Raw genomic sequence first — 18,099 nt, 5'->3', positions numbered from 1 at the left:
TCGTTTTAATTAGTTGGTCGCTTGCGCTTCTGCTTTCTTCGCTTCTTTGCTGAACTGATCGATCATTGGTTTTGTAAGAGGTTGCTTTCCCATTTCTTTAAGCAAATCATCTGAAAGTTTTTTGACATCTTGGGTCATTAACCATGCTTCAATTTCCGACTTACCTATTTTTAATTGCCCACTTTGTAAAGCTTCCATGATGTCAACTAAGATTACTGGATTGTATTGGCGTAAATAAATCATTGCTGAACTGATGCCCATGCCGAATTTGGCAGCGCCATTTTCAATTTGGTAACGTTTATCTAATTCACGAATCGCGCCAATCGTAAATTTCACTTCAATTGTTTTTCCGTTAATCTCTAAATTCATTTTTTATCCTCCTAAAATTCAACACTTTTTGATTATGCGCCAGGTTGTGGTGCTTTATCTGGAACGGTATCTTGGAACGCATATTGTGCTTCTGCAATAATATCTGCTTCTACTGTTGCAAAACCATCTTGTGGTTTGCCATTAATAGAGGCTTCTGTTTCAATTTCTACTAATTCTTCTACATTGGCTGGTAAACTCCATGAATTTACATAACCTTGGGCATAAATTGCTGGATATTTACCTTCCGCATTTTTTTCACCTTTTAAATCAACATCCCAAAATTCCATTAAGATGCCATCTTCGACTGCGTCTTTCATGTATAAATTTTCATCATCTCGAGAGGCTAAACCGCTTAACGATAACGTAACTTCTAAACCAGATACAGCATTCGCAACGCCATCTTTTGTTTGCGTACCGCTCGATTCACGTGAGAATTCCCATTCATGTTCAATTTGAAATAAGGGTTTCATTGCTTTCTTTGTCGCTGCTTCATCCAAGCGACGAACTAATAAAATACGGTCTTTTCCTTGCATAACTTCTCCCATTGATAATTCCTCCTAGTAAAATTGCATGTGTAATGGTAGTACAGCATGCCAAATTGTTTTTTTCATTTGTTTGGTATCTTTTACCATTTGTGCTTTGACTTCTTGATGTTTGATACCCCAATTAAAATGAGCCGTTCGTTTTAAGTTACTGGTTGCCTGCCGTAAAATCGTTCCTTTAATTGTAGAAATTTGTTGTCGTTCAGATAACGCACCATAAACATGCATTATTAATTCAATTTCACCCAAAATAGCTGATTTAGTTGGCTTAGGTAATTCTTTACTATCACCTAAGTAAACAAATGGCTGATCTGGTAAATCTGTCGGCAGTTCCTCTAGCAACAAAAATCCTGACGTCTGGCATATTGCAACAAGGGCTTCATATAACTCTTGTTCCGCTTCATTCATTTTTAGCGCCACCTTTCCATTCAAAAAATTCAGGATTGGTTAACAAATTGGCTCTCTTCTAGTCAAAATGAAGGATTTTGAAAGTAGCCGGCATTTTCTGCTCCTTCATAGCTGACACAAGAAAGCAGTCAAAATTATAGAATTCCGTGTCTTCATTTTTTGGTTGCCTCACGTTTATCTATCTCTTTCGACACTATTAATTTACCATGTTGACACCTGAAAAAATTCCACGCTTTTTCCATGTTTACATCCCTAGTTCATCCGCCACCGCTTCAAAGAAATGATTTCTTAATTTATAGGCTTGGCTTTTACTAATAAATAATTGCTGGGCAAGTCCAATTAATGTTAAAGAGGGCCGTTTTTTCATATATAGTTCTTCAATAATCACGCGCGTTTGTTCATCCGCTTCGGCTAAACAATTTTTGATAATGTCTCGATTTCTCTCTAAGTTCCACAGACGACGATCCATAGCTATCGTAATCGCCATTCGTTCGGTCACTACAGAGTGAAGTCCTTGTCCTCTAATACCAGCATTTAAATCTGCTTCTTGATAAGGGTGCCGTAATTCTTCTTCCCGTTGACGGATATACTCATCTGTTTTATAAAAGTCTGCTAAAATATCTTTGATATAATTAAATGTTGACGTACGCATTGGTTAATCTCCTTTACTTTTATTCATTTAAAAGTGTTAATCGATAAATAAAATAACACTCTTTCGACATGTCTAAGCCGTGACGAATCGCTTCATCTGAATAACCGAGCCAAATTAAATAGAGATACTCGCTTTTTGTAAACGATGCGGCCTTGATGGATTGGATGGGTCTTGATTGATCCATCGACCAATTACCGATTGCTTGTCCTAATTCTTGAATTTCCTGCATAATAAGTTTATTTTTTTGACTTGCCCAATCGGGATATTGATTCATTAGTTGTAAGAGTCGTTTTCTTTTTTGTGCTTTTTCGCTTTGTTGCTTTGAAATATCTTTAAATACAACGCTTTTCATTTCAAATAAATCTTTTTTACGTTTTGTTAAATTACTCATGTTTACGGCCTTCTCTTTCACCAATTAGATAACCTAACATTAGTGTCATTGTCCAAAAGATAAACCCAATAATAATTGTTAACATATTTATTTCACACTCCTCATTCGTTTGTCTGTTGTGTCTTTATATTGGAAAACATAGCCACTGGCGTGCTTCATTAGACGAGAAATAATGCGTGTTCCATAGGCCTCCACCAGTTGTTTTCCAGAAAAATTAGTAGTAAAAATAGTTGCTTTATTCTGTCTAGCTTCTAAAATTCGGTTTAAGATGTCATTGTTAAAATCCGTACTAACTTTATTTTTAATTCCTAATTCAGCACCTAAATCATCTAAGACCAAAACATCTGCTTTTTTCATTCTAGTAATATACGCTTGAGCCTTTGCTTGGCTTTTGGCCGATTCATTCATGGACATTTTTAGTTTTTCTAATAACTCAGAGTAGCTGACAAATAAACAATACTTTTGATATGCAGAGCGTTCTAAGACTTCAACTAAAATACTGATAGCCAAATGACTTTTACCGACACCAGGTTTCCCTGAAAAAATAACGTGAATTGGCTTTTCTTCAACAATCGCTGAAACTGCTGCTAAGGCCCGTTCTTTTGCTTGTCTTGTTTCTAATTCAGTGGTTTGGTAATTGGTTAAACGACATTGCCGTAGCGCATCATCAGCAATTAAGGACCCTTGATGAAAAAATTTTTGTGTACGTGCCATAAAACTCTCTTGAGAACGTTGTTGATTGGCTTGTTGTTCATGTTTTTTTAGCATTTTATACCCACACGACCAACAAGTTGGGGCACAACGTTCTGTGCCATCTTTATTTTTTTGTTGCCAAACATATTGTTCACTGCCACATTCAGGACAACGGTCTTCAACTTTTTCTAACAATTGACTCAATAGTATTTGAAAAGTTTGATCTGTCGCATGCATACTGATTTCCTCCTTTCTTTAAAAACCTAACTCTTGATATTCTTCTGTCATTTGCGGCGCATGCTCCAACACTTGTTTTTTATCATTTACCAGAACTTCATGTACGGATAAATAATTTTGTTGCTCCCAACTTTTCAAAATAGCATTTACATAGCCGTAATTCCGTTTATTTCGATCGACGGCAATTCCTAAAGCATGCAAGATTAATTGGCATGCTTCCTCTTGGCTAGCCCCTTTTTGCATAAAATCTTGCAACCAATACTTAAAATCTTGTCTTGTTTTTGAGGCCAGTGTACCAAAGCCGTTTTCCTCATAAAAATGATAAATCATCTTTAAACAATCGTTTTCTGAACTACTATCTTGACTCTGACCTAACTTAGACTGGACTATGCTTTCCTGTGGTAACCGTTGGTAGTCAGCTGGTTGACCACCGACAGACGATTCTGCTTTAAACGTATAAGCTTTGCTATTTTTTTCAACAATCTGTTTTTTCTCTTCTTGATACAAGGTTGGTTTGTAACGATCACTGCGAATATAATTATGAATTTTCCAATGTTTGATAACGATCACACCACTTTCAAATACTAGAATAAATTTTTTAACCATTAGCAATTTTAGATCGTCTTCCCCACAACCAACCATTCGCTGCAATTTTTTGGGATTATTGATAAATCCATCATCATCGGCACGCATCGCTAAATGAAAGTACAGGGCCTGACTTGATAAGGGCATATCTAAAAACGCATCACTATCAATAATCGTTTTTGCAAACATGCGTCGTTCTGCCAATCCGCTTCTCTCCTTTTGACTAAATTATTGTTACTCTGTTAGTAATTCCATGAGGCCAATCATACCAATCACGATGGCCCCAATTTTTATTGAGACACTGCTTATTAATAAAATAATTGCTAAAAGTAACATATCCGACAACGTTTTTTTATAATTCCGACTCATTTCTTCACCCTTTCTACAAAAATACGGTTTTCCGAACAAAATGTTCAAAAAAATAGTTCAGTTAACCGAACACTTGAATGGCTCTATCTTAGCATCAAATATTTTCACTGTCAACTCATAAGTTCGGTTTTATGAACCTCTAATTTTAATTGCGATTGTTACTTGCCTTCTCTAAACAGGTATAGTATACTTTGAGGCAATAGGAGGTTCGGAAATATGAACATTTTTGCTGTCCGTTTAAAAGAGGCTTTAACAGCCAAGAACATCAAACCTAGTGATTTAGCGAAAAAAACTGGCATCGGTAAATCTTCGATCAGCGATTGGCTAGCTGGTCGTTACGAAGCAAAACAAGACAAAGTTTATCGCATTGCAGATGCATTAGACATTAATGAGGCCTGGTTGATGGGACAAGAGGTTCCCATGGAAAAAAATGCCTCAACTATCGACCGCATTTATAAAAAATTAGAGCCCCAACGACAAGCCATCGTTTATCAATTTGCCGAACAACAATTACACGAACAACAAACGCAAGCAGAAATTCTCTCATTCCCTCGCCGTGACGAAATGACACTGGCTGCCCACGCTGGGGATCCAGAAAAGATATTTTCAAAAGAAGAAATCGAGAAAATTCACGATTACTTGGATGAAATTGATGCCAAATATCAACAATCGATTTCTTCTGACAAAAAAGAGGATTAACTTCCCATCTACTCTTTTTATTAAGTAATGGCAGGTGAATGGTAAAGTGAATGATTATGAAAAACTCGTCAGTTCCATTCAAAAGGATGTGACGGTTTTAGAAATTGATTTATACAATCAAACAGGTTGTTATGGGTTGTATCGAAATGGCAAAATTTATATTGAAAAAACATTGAGTACCCGTCAAAAGAAGAACATTTTAGCCGAGGAATACGGGCATTATCAAACATCCGTTGGCACTATTTTAAATCAAAATTGTACAGAAAATCGGAAGCAAGAGTTGAAAGCTCGCAATGTGGCCTTAGAGCAATTAGTTACATTAGACGATTTAATTCGTTGCTCTGAAGCTGGCTTAAGTAACCATTATTCTTGTGCTGAATTTTTGGAAATCGATGTTGAAACATTAAAAAATGTGATTACGTACTATCGACAAAAGTATGGCGCCACTTATCTTTATAAAGGACGGATTTTTGAATTTAGGGATTATTCTGTGATGGTATTAAATACTGGGTTAACTTAAAAAGCATGGAACAAAATCAATAAGGATTTTGTTCCATGCTTAAAAGTATTCTGGAAAATTCAAGAGCGGTTTTTGTACCAATGGTTAATATGTCCAACGCCAAGCATAAGATTGGGGACAAGTATAAGGACGAATATAAATGACGGCCAAAATCCGATGAACTGAATAATATGTTCCCGCATACTATGTAGTACAAAGAAGAAAAGAAAAAAGTACAGGGAACTCTTGCCTGAACCCATTTCTTTTAAATAACGATCTCCATTTTTATAGAAACCAACAATTCTTTTCATTTTTGCACCTCCATGACTATTTTATCAAGAAATCATGAAAAGAAAAAGCACACCATTCGTCTGGTGTGCTTTTTCTTTTTAATTATTCACCTTGATTCAACTTACGAATCAACTCATCAATGTGATTTCCGTATTGGACAGATTCGTCTCTTTCAAAAATCAACTCTGGTGTTTTATACAAGGTTAACCGTTGTCCTAATTCTTTACGAATCAGTCCTTTGGCTTTGTCTAAGCCTTGTTGAGCTTTTTGTTGTTCGGAAGCTAAATCAGATAACAAGCTGTAATAAATCGTTGCTTGTTGTAAATCACCGGTCACACGAACATCTGTAATAGTGATGCCTTGGACGCGTGGATCTCTGATGCGTTTGTTCAAGATATCATTCACTTCACGCATGATTTCTTGACCTACACGACGGTCACGATAATTTGCCATAGTGTCTTCCTCCAATTACTAAAATTATTGTTTGATTTCTTCCATAATGAAGCCTTCAATCGCATCATCTACACGTAAATCATTGAAGTTTTCAATCATAGCGCCACATTCAAAACCAAGTTTGACTTCTTTCACGTCATCTTTAAAGCGCTTCAAGCTTGCTAATTTACCTTCATAAATAACAATACCATCACGAATGACACGCACGCCACTATCGCGGCGAATAAATCCTTCTGTAACATAACAGCCAGCGATTGTGCCAACTTTAGATACTTTGTACAATTCACGAACCGTCATTTGACCCGTAATTTTTTCTTCAAATTCTGGATCTAATAACCCTTTCATCGCTGTTTCGATTTCTTCTAGGGCTTTATAGATAATACGGTGTAAACGAATATCAACTTCTTCTTGTTCTGCTTGTTGTTTCGCTTGTGGTGTTGGGCGAACGTTAAAGCCGATAATAATCGCATTACTTGCTGCGGCTAAAGTTACGTCGCTTTCATTGATGGCCCCAACTGCCGCGTGAACAATTTTCACACGAACGCCTTCTACATCAATTTTTTGTAAACTTGCTGAAACGGCTTCGGCAGATCCTTGTACGTCTGCTTTGACAATGATATTAACTTCTTTTAATTCGCCTTCTTTTAGGCTTTCAAATAAGTTATCCAATGTCACACGGCTACTTGCTGAACGTTGTTCAAGCAACGCACGTTTAGCCCGTTCTTCCCCTGCTTGACGTGCCGTTTTTTCATCTTCAAAGACCACAAAACGATCACCCGCTTGAGGAACATCATTTAATCCGGTAATTTCTACAGGAGTTGCGGGTCCTGCTTCTTTATCACGGCGGCCCATGTCATTGGTCATCACACGAACACGTCCATAAGTATTACCAACAACGATTGGATCACCAACATGTAAAGTTCCTTGTTGAACGAGTAATGTCGCAACCGGACCTTTACCTTTATCTAAGCGTGCTTCAATCACTGTTCCAATTGCTTTTTGCGTTGGATCAGCTTTTAAGTCTTCTACTTCAGCAATCAATAAAATATTTTCCAACAACTCATCAATGTTTTGATTGAATTTCGCTGAAATATTGACGAAAATCGTATCTCCGCCCCATTCTTCAGGAATTAATTCATGTTCACTTAATTCTTGTTTCACATGATCAGGATTTGCACCAGGCTTATCAATTTTGTTAACTGCTACAATAATTGGCACTTTTGCCGCTTTCGCATGGTTAATCGCCTCGATTGTTTGTGGCATTACTCCATCGTCCGCTGCAACAACTAAGATGGTAATATCAGTGATGCTGGCACCACGCGCGCGCATACTAGTAAAGGCCGCATGTCCTGGTGTATCTAAGAACGTAATTGGTTTGCCATCAATATCTAACTGATAGGCCCCAATATGCTGCGTGATTCCGCCCGCTTCACCTGAAGTCACACGAGAATGGCGCAATGTATCTAATAATGTCGTTTTCCCGTGGTCTACGTGTCCCATGATTGTGACAACAGGGGGACGTGTAGTTAAGTTTTCTTCAACAACTGCTTCTGGTTCGAAGAATTTATCAATGTCCGCAATATCAACTTGGACTTTTTCTTGCGGTTCCATGCCATAGTCCACAGCTAATAATTCAATTGTATCTTTATCTAAGGCTTGGTTTTGGTTAACCATGACACCCATCATAAATAATTTTTTGATGATTTCCGCTGGTTCGCGGTGGATTTTTTTCGCAATATCTGCCACGTTCATACCTTCTGTATATTCTAAAACATCTGGTAATTCACGGAATTTACGTGCTGGTACTGCTGGCTTCGCTGATTCTTGTTGATGTTTGCCTTTTTTCCCTTTTTTGTTGAAACGATTGCGGTTTTGGTTATTAAAGTTATTCCGGTTATTACGATTTTGACCGCCACCAAAATTGTTGTTACGGTTTTGGCCGCCACGGTTTTGGTTGTTCCCGCCATTGTTATTTTGGCTGGTCCGATTTTGATTCGTTGTAGAACCGTTATTGTTTTGGGTATTGCGGTTTTGATTGTTTGTATTTGTTTGATTGCTACGGTTTTGTGTGTTGCTTTGGCCGTGACGATTTTGGTTGTTGTTGTTTCTTTGTTGTCCATTCGTTGATTGATTGTTTGGACGATTTTGGTTATTTCTTTGTTCACCAGGTTTATTGTTCATTGGTTTCTTATTGGCTGGTTTATTTTGTGTTGTTTGTTGCTTTTGGTTGTTTGTTGCTTTTGATTGAGTATTTACGGTACTTCCTCCTCCGAATGCTTGACGAAGCTTTGTTTCTTGCTCGGAACTAATTGCGCCCATATGGTTTTTAACATCCATACCTAATTGATGCGCTTTATCGACAACGTCTTTGCTTGCTTTATTCATTTCTTTTGCTAGTTCATAAATTCTTTTTTTTCCCATGCAATCACCTTCCTAACCTTTTAGTAATTCCTTGATTTTGGTGGCAAATCCTGCATCAGTTACTCCGATAACCATTCGTGGTCGCCCAATCGCTTGGCTGAGCTCGAATTGACTGAACAGTTCGCTAACAGGAACATTATAATAAGAACTTTTGTCCTTGATTTTCTTTCTAGTATTCTCACTGGCATCTTGCGCAACAAACACAAATTTCGCTTTGTTTGCACGAATATCTTTAAGAGTTAATTCCTCGCCTGTGACTAATTTACCGGCGCGCATTGCTAAACCTAAAAGGTTCAAAATTTTGGTTTTATTTTCCATCGCCAAACAACTCTTTGCGGGCTTTTTGATGTGTTACATAATCCAATAGTTCTTGATAAAATTCATCACTTAATTTTGTTTCTAAGACACGATCAAGAATTTTTTTATCCCAAGCTTTTTGGACTTCCGCAGGATCCAAATCAACGTAAGCGCCACGTCCTGGTAATTTACCAGTTGGATCTATGGCCACTTCGCCTTCTTTGGAGCGAGTAATTCTGACTAATTCTTTTTTCGGTTTCATTTCGCCTGAAACAACCGATTTACGCATTGGAATTTTTCTCTTTTTCATTTTTTCACCCTCCAAAAACGTTATTCTTGTTCAGGTAATTCTTCTGTAATTTCTGCTTCAACAACTGCTTCTTCAGCAGCCAAGTTTTCGTAATCATCTGCCGTCATATCTGAATGGATAATTGCTTCATCCATTTCTTCTGCCACTTCGGCAACTTCTTGATTGGCTTGTTGTTCATAAAATTCAGCCATATCAGATTCTGATTTGATATCAATTTTATGGCCCGTTAATTTAGCAGCTAAGCGCGCATTTTGACCACGTTTACCAATTGCTAATGACAATTGATAATCAGGTACAACAACTGTACATGCTTTGCTATTTTCTGGATCAAAAATAACATCTAATACTTGAGCTGGATTCAAGGCATTACTAATATAAATAGCTGGATCTTCGTTCCATTCCACAATATCCATATTTTCGCCTTTTAATTCATTCACAATCGCTTGGACACGTTGGCCTTTTGGACCAACACAGGTACCCACTGGGTCAATATTAGGATCTGTTGAACGAACGGCTACTTTTGAACGATCGCCAGCTTCACGAGCGACACTTACGATTTCAACAATTCCATCATAAACTTCTGGAATTTCTTGTTCAAAAAGACGTTTTAGTAAATCTGGATGACTACGGCTTACAAAAACTTGTGGGCCTTTTGATGTGTTTTCAACACGTGATACGTAAACTTTAATCCGATCATGCGGTTGGTAAAATTCATTTGGCATTTGATCTTGTTTTGATAAGACTGCTTCGATTTTGCCTAAGTTTACATAGATATAACGACGATCTTGACGTTCAACAATTCCTTGCATGATGTCATTTTCGTATTCGCTAAATTCATTATAAATAATTGTTCTTTCTGCTTCACGGACACGTTGTAAAATTACTTGCTTTGCTGTTTGGGCAGCAATGCGGCCAAAGTCTTTTGGCGTAACTTCAAAACGAATTTTGTCGCCGATTTCATATGCACCATTTAATGCAACGGCATCTTTTAATGAAACTTCCAATTGTGAATCAAATACTTCTTCTGTTACTTCTTTGACAGCATACACATGAATATTGCCTTTTTTTGGTTCAAATTCAACTTCGACGTTGCTTGCTTGTCCATAATGTCTTTTATATGCAGAAACTAAAGCTGCTTGTAACGCTTCAATCACCGTATCTTTAGGAATCCCTTTTTCAGCTTCTAATACGTCTAATGCATTTAACATTTCTTTGCTCATTGTTTTTCTTTTCCTCCTATGGATTCGTTAAAGCTGAACGAGTGGTTCTTCTTCCAAGGGAAAAACTTCTCGTTAAAACTTGTCACAGGCCTAGCTAAAAGTAAAACTTTTAGTGGACCCTTTTTTACATTCGAGTCTGTTGATTAAAATTGAATGGCTAAACGAGCTTTTGCGATATTTTTACGTTCAAAAGTCATTTCCTTCACTCTGGTTTTAATTTTTACACTTAATGTTAATTGTTCTGAATCAAGATGGACTAAGGTACCTTCAATCTGTTTTTCTCCATCAACTGCTTGATAAAGAGAAATATGAATGTACTTACCTACCGCTTGTTCATAATCGCTTTCTTTCTTTAACGGACGTTCTGCTCCCGGAGAAGAAACTTCCAGAAAGTACGCTTGCGGAATTGGATCTGGATCCATTGCATCTAGTTTTTCACTTAATTTTTCGCTGACAAAGGCACATTCCTCAATATCAATGCCACCTTCTTTATCGATAAATACTCGTAAAAACCAATTTTTTCCTTCCTTAACAAACTCTACTTCCACAAGTTCAAAATTTTGTTCTTCTAAGATTGGTGTGACTAACTTTGTTACAGTTTCCACAGCACTACTCAAAATTTTCGCCTCCTTCGAGATTGATGTAACGAACCGTGTCCTGATGACTTTTCCATCAAAAAGAGTGAGCAGAAATCCGCTCACTCCCAACTAGTATCATTACGCTAAAGATAGTATAGCACAGAACCACTCCAAACTCAAATGAACAAGCTAAATCTCTCGAAATTTGCACATTTTGTCTCGATTACTGAAACTATCTAAGCGATTATTTTTTCGTTTTAAACTAGATAAATAATCCTTGAATCAAAAGAAGGCTACCTAAGAAAAGAAACGCGTTTTCTTTTGTTTCTCCTGTTTTTGGCAATTCCTTATTACGAATCGCCTGTTTTTCAATGGTTATTGAAGTAGTTTCTGTGGTTGAATTCGTGGTAGTATCTGTTGTCCCACTCGTTGGTGGTGTGGTACTTTCTATAGGTTTTTCTGGCGTATAGTGATTAGTAAATACTTGACCTCCATCATACTGAGTAGTCGCCACAAGATTTCCTAAAAGCGCCTCGACGGTTACTTGAACTTGAAGGTTGTGCGTATCGTAGGAAACACCTGCCTGTTGCGTGTTTACTTCCCGAATGGTGTATTGATACTTTCCAGGAGTTTCAAAGGTTAATGGTGAAAATTGAATTTTCCCTAAAGTATCGTTACTAACCGTTTCTAGTACTGTGCCTTTCTTATCTAACAATTCAAATTGAAATTCAGCATCCTTCAGTGGTTTTCCTAAAAGAACTTTTCCAGCTAAAAATGAAGCAGCGACTGGTTGATATGAAATCTTATGATTCACAACAGTTTTCAGTGCAACTAAGTTTTTACCAAAGTCTTCAGGTGTTATTGAAATCTTGTTTTGCGAAAGCTGGTAACCGGTAGGTGCTTTGGTTTCTTCTAAAGTATAGTTATCTTTTAACAAGCCTTTAACAATCGCTGTTCCGTTTTGATCTGTTGTGATTTTGGCCACTGTTTGATTGGTTGAGTTACGAATGAGTTCAAACTCTGCACCTGCTAAACGCTGGCCTGCTTCATCTTCTTTATGAATTTCAACAACATATTGCTCACCATTGGCTTCTCCACCACCCGTTTGTGAGACACGACTCACTTCGACTTCTTCCACCACCGTTTGATTTTCTGTTAATTTTGCATAATTTGTGAAGGTTTCACCTTTTTCGGGAAGATGATCAATTTTGGTTTTATAGGTGATACGATATTCGTTAGTCCCAATATTGCCAAAATGCACCGAAAAATTACGGTCATCAGGACCATACTGGACAGCCAACTGACCAGTTATATCTTCCTCTGGCGTGAATTGCCAAATAGCATTTCCATCCAGTGTCCATTGTCCTCGTTCAATTTTCATAGTGTCTTTCATATAACTTAAACTTTCTGTTTTTAGCACATCTTCCACTTCTAAATCAGTATACGTTTGCCCTGTTGGATTAATCCGTAGTACATTGTAAATTTCGGTTGGATCGTCTTCGATAAACCACGAATACTTGCTAAATTTTTCGTTAACATCATCGCCTTCACCTTGGTAATCAAGATCGCCAGCAAATATTTTTTCCCCTTCAACCGTGACGTAAATAGGAATCTTGGATTCATTTTCGACATTTTCGAAATCAATCAAACTTGTAAAATATAAAGACCCACTAATATTGGCATGGTTTTCTACGTAATCTGTATACGTTAACGTGACCGTTTTATTTGCTACATCGGTCTGTGCGATTGCAACCACAGCACCTGTATCATCTACTACATTAAAGGTCATATTTTTCTCGAGACGTAGCTCTTCGGGTAAAGTAATCACACTCGTATCCCCACTATTAACGGTATTATCCGGTAAGTTGAACTCAATTCGGAGGTAGATGTCTGTATATTGATTAATGGTCCCAAGTGGGTTTCCCTCTTTGTCCGTTAGTTGAATCGCTGTCACAATGTTGCCCACTTGTTTACGCGGCACTACATTTGGCGTAGCAGAAATTTGATTGGTTTCACTGGTACTAGTTGGTTCCGTTTGCGCATATCCTGTTTCAAGTTTCAGAAAAGGCGTTATCAGCGTCGACAAAAGAATGAAAAACATTCCCCAATAGACAAAACTTCTTTTTTTCATTTTTATTCAATCCTTCCTATCTAAAATAATTGGTTAGGTTTATACTATCAAGGATTAACTAGGTGCAAGTGTTTTTATTTTTCCCAACGATAAAAAACAAAAAACACCGAACCAAAATAATTTTGGCTCGGTGTTTTGCTCCTAATGTCTTTTCTTATAAAACCATAATTGAACTTTTTCAGAAATGGTTGATAAATGTTGGAAAGTTGAGTCTGCTGCAAAGAAAAGAATGGCTAAAAGTAACAAGGCTGTTGGCGATACCGAAGTTAACGAGAACAAGTTTTTCATGGAAATACTTGTAATAACCATTCCGATTAAACAGCCAATCATTACGCGCTTGCGGTAACGATTCATTGGTGAACTAATTTTATAAAGAACCATAAAGCCGACTGAAACTAGCAACAATGTTGCAGTCGTTGAAATGTCCGTTTTTTGAAGTGCAAGAATATCACCACAAATTAGTAAGGCACCGACTACTAACATATCCGTTAACCCACCAGGAATTGCTTTTGATAACACATTGAAAAGAAATTTCCCTTCAATGCGACGATGATTTGGTTCCAAAGCTAGAAATGTCGAAGGAATCCCAATTGTAAATAAACTAATCAATGTGACTTGTGTCGGTTGTAAAGGATATGTCACGGCAAAAATCATAGCAAAGACAGACATCAGCAAGGAGAAAATATTTTTTACAAGGAATAAACTTGAAGAGCGTTCAATGTTATTAACTACTTGGCGGCCTTCAAAGACAACCTCCGGCATCGTTGAAAAATCAGAATCCAACAACACAACTTGCGAGGCTTGTGCTGTAGCTTGATTTCCTGAAGCCATGGCAATACTACAATCTGCTTCTTTCATGGCTAAAATATCATTGACTCCATCCCCTGTCATCGCCACTGTATGATCTAATTTTTTCAACAATAGCACAAATTGTTTCTTTTGTTCTGGCGTGACACGACCAAAAACGGTGTATTTTTCTAAAGCTTCTGTCTGGGCTTCCATTGTAGTTAATGTTCGCGCATCCACGTAATTTTCAGCACCAATAATGCCTGCCGCTTGTGCTACATTGGATACTGTTAAAGGATTATCACCAGAAATGACCTTAATGGCCACATTTTGTTCAGCGAAATATTCAAAAGTTGCTTTGGCTTCTTTACGAATCGGATTCCAAAGAAGAATGTAGCCTAGAGGTTGTACCTCTGCTGTCAACGTTTCCTGAAATTCTCCTAAATACTTTCCGAACACCAATAAGCGATAGCCTTGACTTGTATAATGTTCCACTTCAGATTGATACATTTCATAATTGTCTCTCAAAATCATCTCTGGCGCCCCAAGAATATACGTCGCTTCTGGGAAAGTCACGCTACTAAATTTTTCGACAGACGAAAACGAGGTATAGCTAACGGCTTCCCTCTGATTATTAGTAACAAAAAATTCTTTCATCGCTTTCATCGTATCATTGTCAGCTGACATTGTTCGGCAAAAATCGCCAATTAATTTTTCGACATTGGTTAAGTCTGTACCATCATTTTCGATACTCACCACAGGAACCAACTCTTGGACTTCCATCGTGTTTTCAGTAATTGTTCCTGTTTTATCTACACATAACACATCAACACGTGCTAAGGATTCGATACTTTTCATGTTGTGCAATAAAACGCCGCGCTTCGCTAAGCGCATTGTGCTGGCAGCTAATGCAACGGTTGTTAAAAGGTACAACCCTTCTGGAATCATCCCAATCAAGGCAGCTTCCATGGAGACAATGCTGTCATGAAGCCCTTGATGGTTGATGAAATAACTTTGGAAAAATAGAACACAGCCGATCGGGATAATAATAATCCCTACCCATTTCACCAAACGGTTAATGGAACCGACCATCTCTGATTGTTCCCCTTTTTTAATTGATTTCGCTTCAAGCGTTAATTGATGAACATAGGCCTCAGCGCCAATTTTATCAATTCTTGCATAACAAGAACCTGACACAATAAAGCTACCTGACAAAAGTTGGCTATCTGCTACTTTGGTAATCTCATCAGATTCCCCAGTTAACAAGGATTCATTCACACGGACTTCACCAGATAAGACAATTGCATCCCCAGAAATCTGTTCACCCGATTTAAAGAGCACCACATCGTCCAAAACCAGTTCATCTGGCGAAATTTCTTGTTCTTGGCCATCCCTCACAACGGTTACTTTTGTAGCGTTTAGAATATTTAAGCTATCTAATACTTTCTTCGACTTAATTTCTTGGTAAATTCCAATGACCGTATTAATGATTACTACTGGCAAAAAGGTCATATTTTTATAAGATTGTACCAGCATTAATAACACACCTAGTACCACAAAAATTAAGTTGAAATACGTAAATACGTTATTAATAACAATCTGTTTCGTTGTGATAAACTCTGTGTCGACGGCGGCATTGACTAAGCCTTTTCGCTGTCTTTCTTCAACTTGTGCGGCCGTCAAGCCTTGTTTATCTTCTGGATAATAGCGTTCCGCGTTAGCAGTCACTGCTATTGGTTCATTTTCTTGCATTTCTTTTTTTCTTCTCAAACACATCACCCCTTGTTCTAGTCGACTCTTTCATCGTCTCCTTCTCTCCCACAGTATAGCACTGAATAAAAATTTAGATAACAACTAGCGCCCAACTATAGAAAAAAATTATACATTTCCTAAACATTGTCATTTTCAGGAACAAGCTAACGCAAAACCTTTTCATTTACTAGTTTTTCCTTTACTATAGTAAAGAAGAAATATCAAGAAATGAGGAACAATTGATGGCACAGAATCACGTAATTAAAGTTAGTAAAAAAACATTAGCAGAGATGACCACTGTTTATCAACCCAATCGTTTAAATAAAACGGTCCCTTATACTGTCTTTGTGGCCAAGGTTGGTACCACTACCATCACTGCTTATCAATCAGGTAAAGTCATGTTTCAGGGACCTCAAGCTGAAAAAGAGGCCGCTCGTTGGGAAGGAACGAGTACCACACCAAAGAAAAAAGTTTCTCCCCAGACTACTACACTGCCTGCTGATTTTGGCAACTGGTCTGTGATAGGTTCCGATGAAGTCGGTAATGGTAGCTATTTTGGTCCAGTAACTGTCTGTGCTGCCTATGTTGACAAAAGCATGATTAGCAAACTAAAAGCATTAGGTGTTCGTGATTCCAAAGAATTAACCGACCCACAAATTATTCAATTGTCACATGTCATTAAAGAACGGATTCCTTACAAGTTATTAATCGTTGAACCCAAAAAATACAATGAGATCCAACCAAACTACAATGCTGTACACATGAAAGTCGCTTTGCATAACCAAGCGATTTATCTGTTGCTACAAGAATTGGCTCCCACAAAGCCAGAAGGGATTTTGATTGACCAGTTCACCCCTGAAAATAATTATCGGAAATATGTTCGTAATGAAAAAAATCAAGTCACTGAAAAATTGTTCTTCGTCACTAAAGGAGAGCAGTATCATGTTGCCGTTGCTGCCGCCTCTATTATTAGCCGCGCTGCTTTTTTAGAAGAGTTAGACAAAGAATCTGCAGAATTGGGTTTCTCTGTGCCCTCTGGTGCTGGCAGCAAATCAGACCAAGTAGCCGCCCGTATTTTGAAAAAAGGCGGCCTAGACTTATTAGCGAACTACGCGAAGCTGCATTTTGCAAATACCCAAAAAGCCCAAAAGTTACTATAAAATAAACACCAAGCAAAAGTCCCAATGCCGATTAGCGGCGCTGGGACTTTTGCTTGGTGTAAAAAATTATTTTTCAATTTCGATAAACAGGACTTTTAAGTAATTACCTTCTGGAAAATTAGGATTCACTTGAAAGTCTGCCGGTAATTGATACGTGTCCGTAATCTTGTAACGAACATTTTTCTCTTGCAAGGCAGTAATCACCATTTTTTTATATTTGGCTAAGGATAAATTTGCCGCATTGGTTGAGGCAATAAGCGTTCCCTTATCCGTTAAAATATCAATAGAATCTTTCACTAGCTCCCCATAATTTTTAGCAACGGAAAAAACTTTCTTTTTGTTGCGAGCAAAACTTGGCGGATCCAAAATGATCATGTCATAACTCAAGCCTTTACGTGAAGCATATTTAAAGTAGTCAAAAACATCCATAACAATAATCTTTTGCGCGGCAAGATTTAAATGATTGACTTCAAATTGCTCAGTCGTTTTCGGTAAGCTTCGTTTAGCTAAATCCACACTAGTGGTGGCCACGGCACCCCCCATAGCGGCAGCTACTGAAAAAGCACCTGTATAACTAAACATATTTAAGACTGTTTTACCTACTGCAAACCCATCTACTAATCGACCACGAACTTCTTTTTGATCTAAAAAGATGCCTGTCATTAATCCTTCGTTTAAATAGGTAGCAAATTGAACGCCATTTTCAGTGACAAGTAATGGCTCGGGTGCTTGTTCGCCATACAAAAACTGTGATTCGGGTAAATTTTTTGTGGAAAAGCGAATCTTTTCGTAGGCACCAATAATGTCAGGGTAAACTGTGCGAAACGCCGTCAAAAGTTCGGCTTTTTTCTGATAAAGGGTTTCATTATACCATGAAAAAACGGCGTAATCTGCATAGCGATCGATGATCACTCCCCCAATGCCATCCCCTTCTCCATTAAATAATCGATAAGCGGTTGTCAGCGAATCCTTTTCAAAAGACGTCCGCTTCTCACGACTTATTTCAAAAAGTTGCTGAAAAAAAGATTGATTAATTGGTCCATGCCATGACAGCAACCAACCAATTCCTTTATTTTGTTCGCCTAAATATCCTTCAGCTAAGCGCTGGCCTTTACTATCAATCAAAGTAAGCCAATCTGTTGGTAACGGCGCCGGCACTTGTTGCAAATCTTCTTTCTGAATTAAAGGATATCCTTTTTTAAATTTATGTTCTGCTTTTTTAGTTACTTGAAGTTTCATTCTGTACACCTACTTTT

Annotated in this window: 21 protein-coding genes; 3 read left to right on the top strand and 18 right to left on the bottom strand. The window is 37.7% G+C overall.

Annotated elements, in window-relative coordinates; translation table 11 throughout:
- Positions 1-9 precede the first annotated feature (9 nt).
- The 8 genes from IGJ46_RS05180 to IGJ46_RS05145 form a co-directional block, all read right to left on the bottom strand.
- The gene (locus IGJ46_RS05180; RefSeq protein ID WP_002357848.1) at positions 10-369 is read right to left on the bottom strand and encodes a tail assembly chaperone; all 360 of its coding nucleotides are present in this window, start codon (positions 367-369) and stop codon (positions 10-12) included.
- A gap of 32 nt (positions 370-401) precedes the next feature.
- Positions 402-914 carry a phage major tail protein, TP901-1 family gene (locus IGJ46_RS05175; RefSeq protein WP_002381948.1) on the bottom strand — a complete coding sequence of 171 codons (513 nt, stop codon included), beginning with the start codon at positions 912-914 and terminating at the stop codon, positions 402-404.
- Positions 915-926: 12 nt separating this feature from the next.
- Complete coding sequence (locus IGJ46_RS05170) at positions 927-1,343, bottom strand: hypothetical protein (RefSeq protein ID WP_002382237.1); 417 nt, start codon at positions 1,341-1,343, stop codon at positions 927-929.
- Between the two features lie 220 nt (positions 1,344-1,563).
- The gene (locus tag IGJ46_RS05165) at positions 1,564-1,971 is read right to left on the bottom strand and encodes a RinA family phage transcriptional activator (RefSeq protein ID WP_002360491.1); all 408 of its coding nucleotides are present in this window, start codon (positions 1,969-1,971) and stop codon (positions 1,564-1,566) included.
- A gap of 19 nt (positions 1,972-1,990) precedes the next feature.
- Entirely contained in the window at positions 1,991-2,383 is a 393-nt protein-coding gene (locus IGJ46_RS05160) for a hypothetical protein (protein ID WP_002360492.1), read from the bottom strand.
- Between the two features lie 66 nt (positions 2,384-2,449).
- Positions 2,450-3,292, bottom strand: a complete 843-nt coding sequence (locus IGJ46_RS05155; RefSeq protein WP_002407040.1) for an ATP-binding protein — start codon at positions 3,290-3,292, stop codon at positions 2,450-2,452.
- An 18-nt stretch (positions 3,293-3,310) separates the two neighbouring features.
- Positions 3,311-4,066, bottom strand: a complete 756-nt coding sequence (locus IGJ46_RS05150; protein WP_218391574.1) for a DnaD domain protein — start codon at positions 4,064-4,066, stop codon at positions 3,311-3,313.
- 45 nt (positions 4,067-4,111) lie between these two features.
- Entirely contained in the window at positions 4,112-4,294 is a 183-nt protein-coding gene (locus IGJ46_RS05145; protein ID WP_073459191.1) for a hypothetical protein, read from the bottom strand.
- 168 nt (positions 4,295-4,462) lie between these two features.
- Here IGJ46_RS05145 and IGJ46_RS05140 point away from each other — a divergent pair, with 168 nt between their 5' ends.
- On the top strand, positions 4,463-4,945 hold the full coding sequence (locus IGJ46_RS05140; RefSeq protein WP_002360496.1) for a helix-turn-helix domain-containing protein: 483 nt from the start codon (positions 4,463-4,465) through the stop codon (positions 4,943-4,945).
- 34 nt (positions 4,946-4,979) lie between these two features.
- Positions 4,980-5,465 (top strand): toxin, encoded by a 486-nt coding sequence (locus IGJ46_RS05135; RefSeq protein ID WP_002382232.1) that lies wholly within the window; start codon positions 4,980-4,982, stop codon positions 5,463-5,465.
- Positions 5,466-5,524: 59 nt separating this feature from the next.
- Here IGJ46_RS05135 and IGJ46_RS05130 read toward each other — a convergent pair whose 3' ends face one another.
- The 9 genes from IGJ46_RS05130 to IGJ46_RS05090 form a co-directional block, all read right to left on the bottom strand.
- Positions 5,525-5,755: a hypothetical protein gene (locus IGJ46_RS05130; RefSeq protein ID WP_010713476.1), complete on the bottom strand. Its 231-nt coding sequence runs from the start codon at positions 5,753-5,755 to the stop codon at positions 5,525-5,527.
- A gap of 82 nt (positions 5,756-5,837) precedes the next feature.
- Positions 5,838-6,188 carry a 30S ribosome-binding factor RbfA gene (rbfA, locus tag IGJ46_RS05125; RefSeq protein WP_002360497.1) on the bottom strand — a complete coding sequence of 117 codons (351 nt, stop codon included), beginning with the start codon at positions 6,186-6,188 and terminating at the stop codon, positions 5,838-5,840.
- 24 nt (positions 6,189-6,212) lie between these two features.
- Complete coding sequence (gene infB, locus IGJ46_RS05120; RefSeq protein WP_002357859.1) at positions 6,213-8,609, bottom strand: translation initiation factor IF-2; 2,397 nt, start codon at positions 8,607-8,609, stop codon at positions 6,213-6,215.
- Positions 8,610-8,621: 12 nt separating this feature from the next.
- On the bottom strand, positions 8,622-8,927 hold the full coding sequence (locus IGJ46_RS05115) for a YlxQ-related RNA-binding protein (protein WP_002357860.1): 306 nt from the start codon (positions 8,925-8,927) through the stop codon (positions 8,622-8,624).
- The gene (gene rnpM / locus IGJ46_RS05110; RefSeq protein ID WP_025194437.1) at positions 8,917-9,216 is read right to left on the bottom strand and encodes an RNase P modulator RnpM; all 300 of its coding nucleotides are present in this window, start codon (positions 9,214-9,216) and stop codon (positions 8,917-8,919) included. Before rnpM ends, IGJ46_RS05115 begins: the two co-directional genes overlap by 11 nt.
- Before the next feature lie 20 nt (positions 9,217-9,236).
- Positions 9,237-10,436, bottom strand: a complete 1,200-nt coding sequence (gene nusA, locus IGJ46_RS05105; RefSeq protein WP_002357862.1) for a transcription termination factor NusA — start codon at positions 10,434-10,436, stop codon at positions 9,237-9,239.
- Between the two features lie 143 nt (positions 10,437-10,579).
- Positions 10,580-11,053: a ribosome maturation factor RimP gene (rimP, locus tag IGJ46_RS05100; protein ID WP_002357863.1), complete on the bottom strand. Its 474-nt coding sequence runs from the start codon at positions 11,051-11,053 to the stop codon at positions 10,580-10,582.
- Positions 11,054-11,276: 223 nt separating this feature from the next.
- Positions 11,277-13,145 carry an Ig-like domain-containing protein gene (locus IGJ46_RS05095; RefSeq protein ID WP_430613974.1) on the bottom strand — a complete coding sequence of 623 codons (1,869 nt, stop codon included), beginning with the start codon at positions 13,143-13,145 and terminating at the stop codon, positions 11,277-11,279.
- Positions 13,146-13,286: 141 nt separating this feature from the next.
- The gene (locus IGJ46_RS05090; RefSeq protein ID WP_002393199.1) at positions 13,287-15,707 is read right to left on the bottom strand and encodes a cation-translocating P-type ATPase; all 2,421 of its coding nucleotides are present in this window, start codon (positions 15,705-15,707) and stop codon (positions 13,287-13,289) included.
- Positions 15,708-15,925: 218 nt separating this feature from the next.
- Between IGJ46_RS05090 and rnhC the strand changes: the two genes are divergently transcribed.
- The gene (gene rnhC / locus IGJ46_RS05085; protein WP_002391377.1) at positions 15,926-16,843 is read left to right on the top strand and encodes a ribonuclease HIII; all 918 of its coding nucleotides are present in this window, start codon (positions 15,926-15,928) and stop codon (positions 16,841-16,843) included.
- Positions 16,844-16,909: 66 nt separating this feature from the next.
- Here rnhC and IGJ46_RS05080 read toward each other — a convergent pair whose 3' ends face one another.
- Complete coding sequence (locus IGJ46_RS05080) at positions 16,910-18,082, bottom strand: class I SAM-dependent rRNA methyltransferase (RefSeq protein WP_218391515.1); 1,173 nt, start codon at positions 18,080-18,082, stop codon at positions 16,910-16,912.
- Positions 18,083-18,099 lie beyond the last annotated feature (17 nt).

It is taken from the genome of Enterococcus sp. AZ120, assembly GCF_050546165.1.
In the GTDB taxonomy this organism is placed as follows: domain Bacteria; phylum Bacillota; class Bacilli; order Lactobacillales; family Enterococcaceae; genus Enterococcus; species Enterococcus faecalis.
Note: the sequence above shows the minus strand (reverse complement) of the source record. Positions and strands in the feature narration are given on the sequence as shown.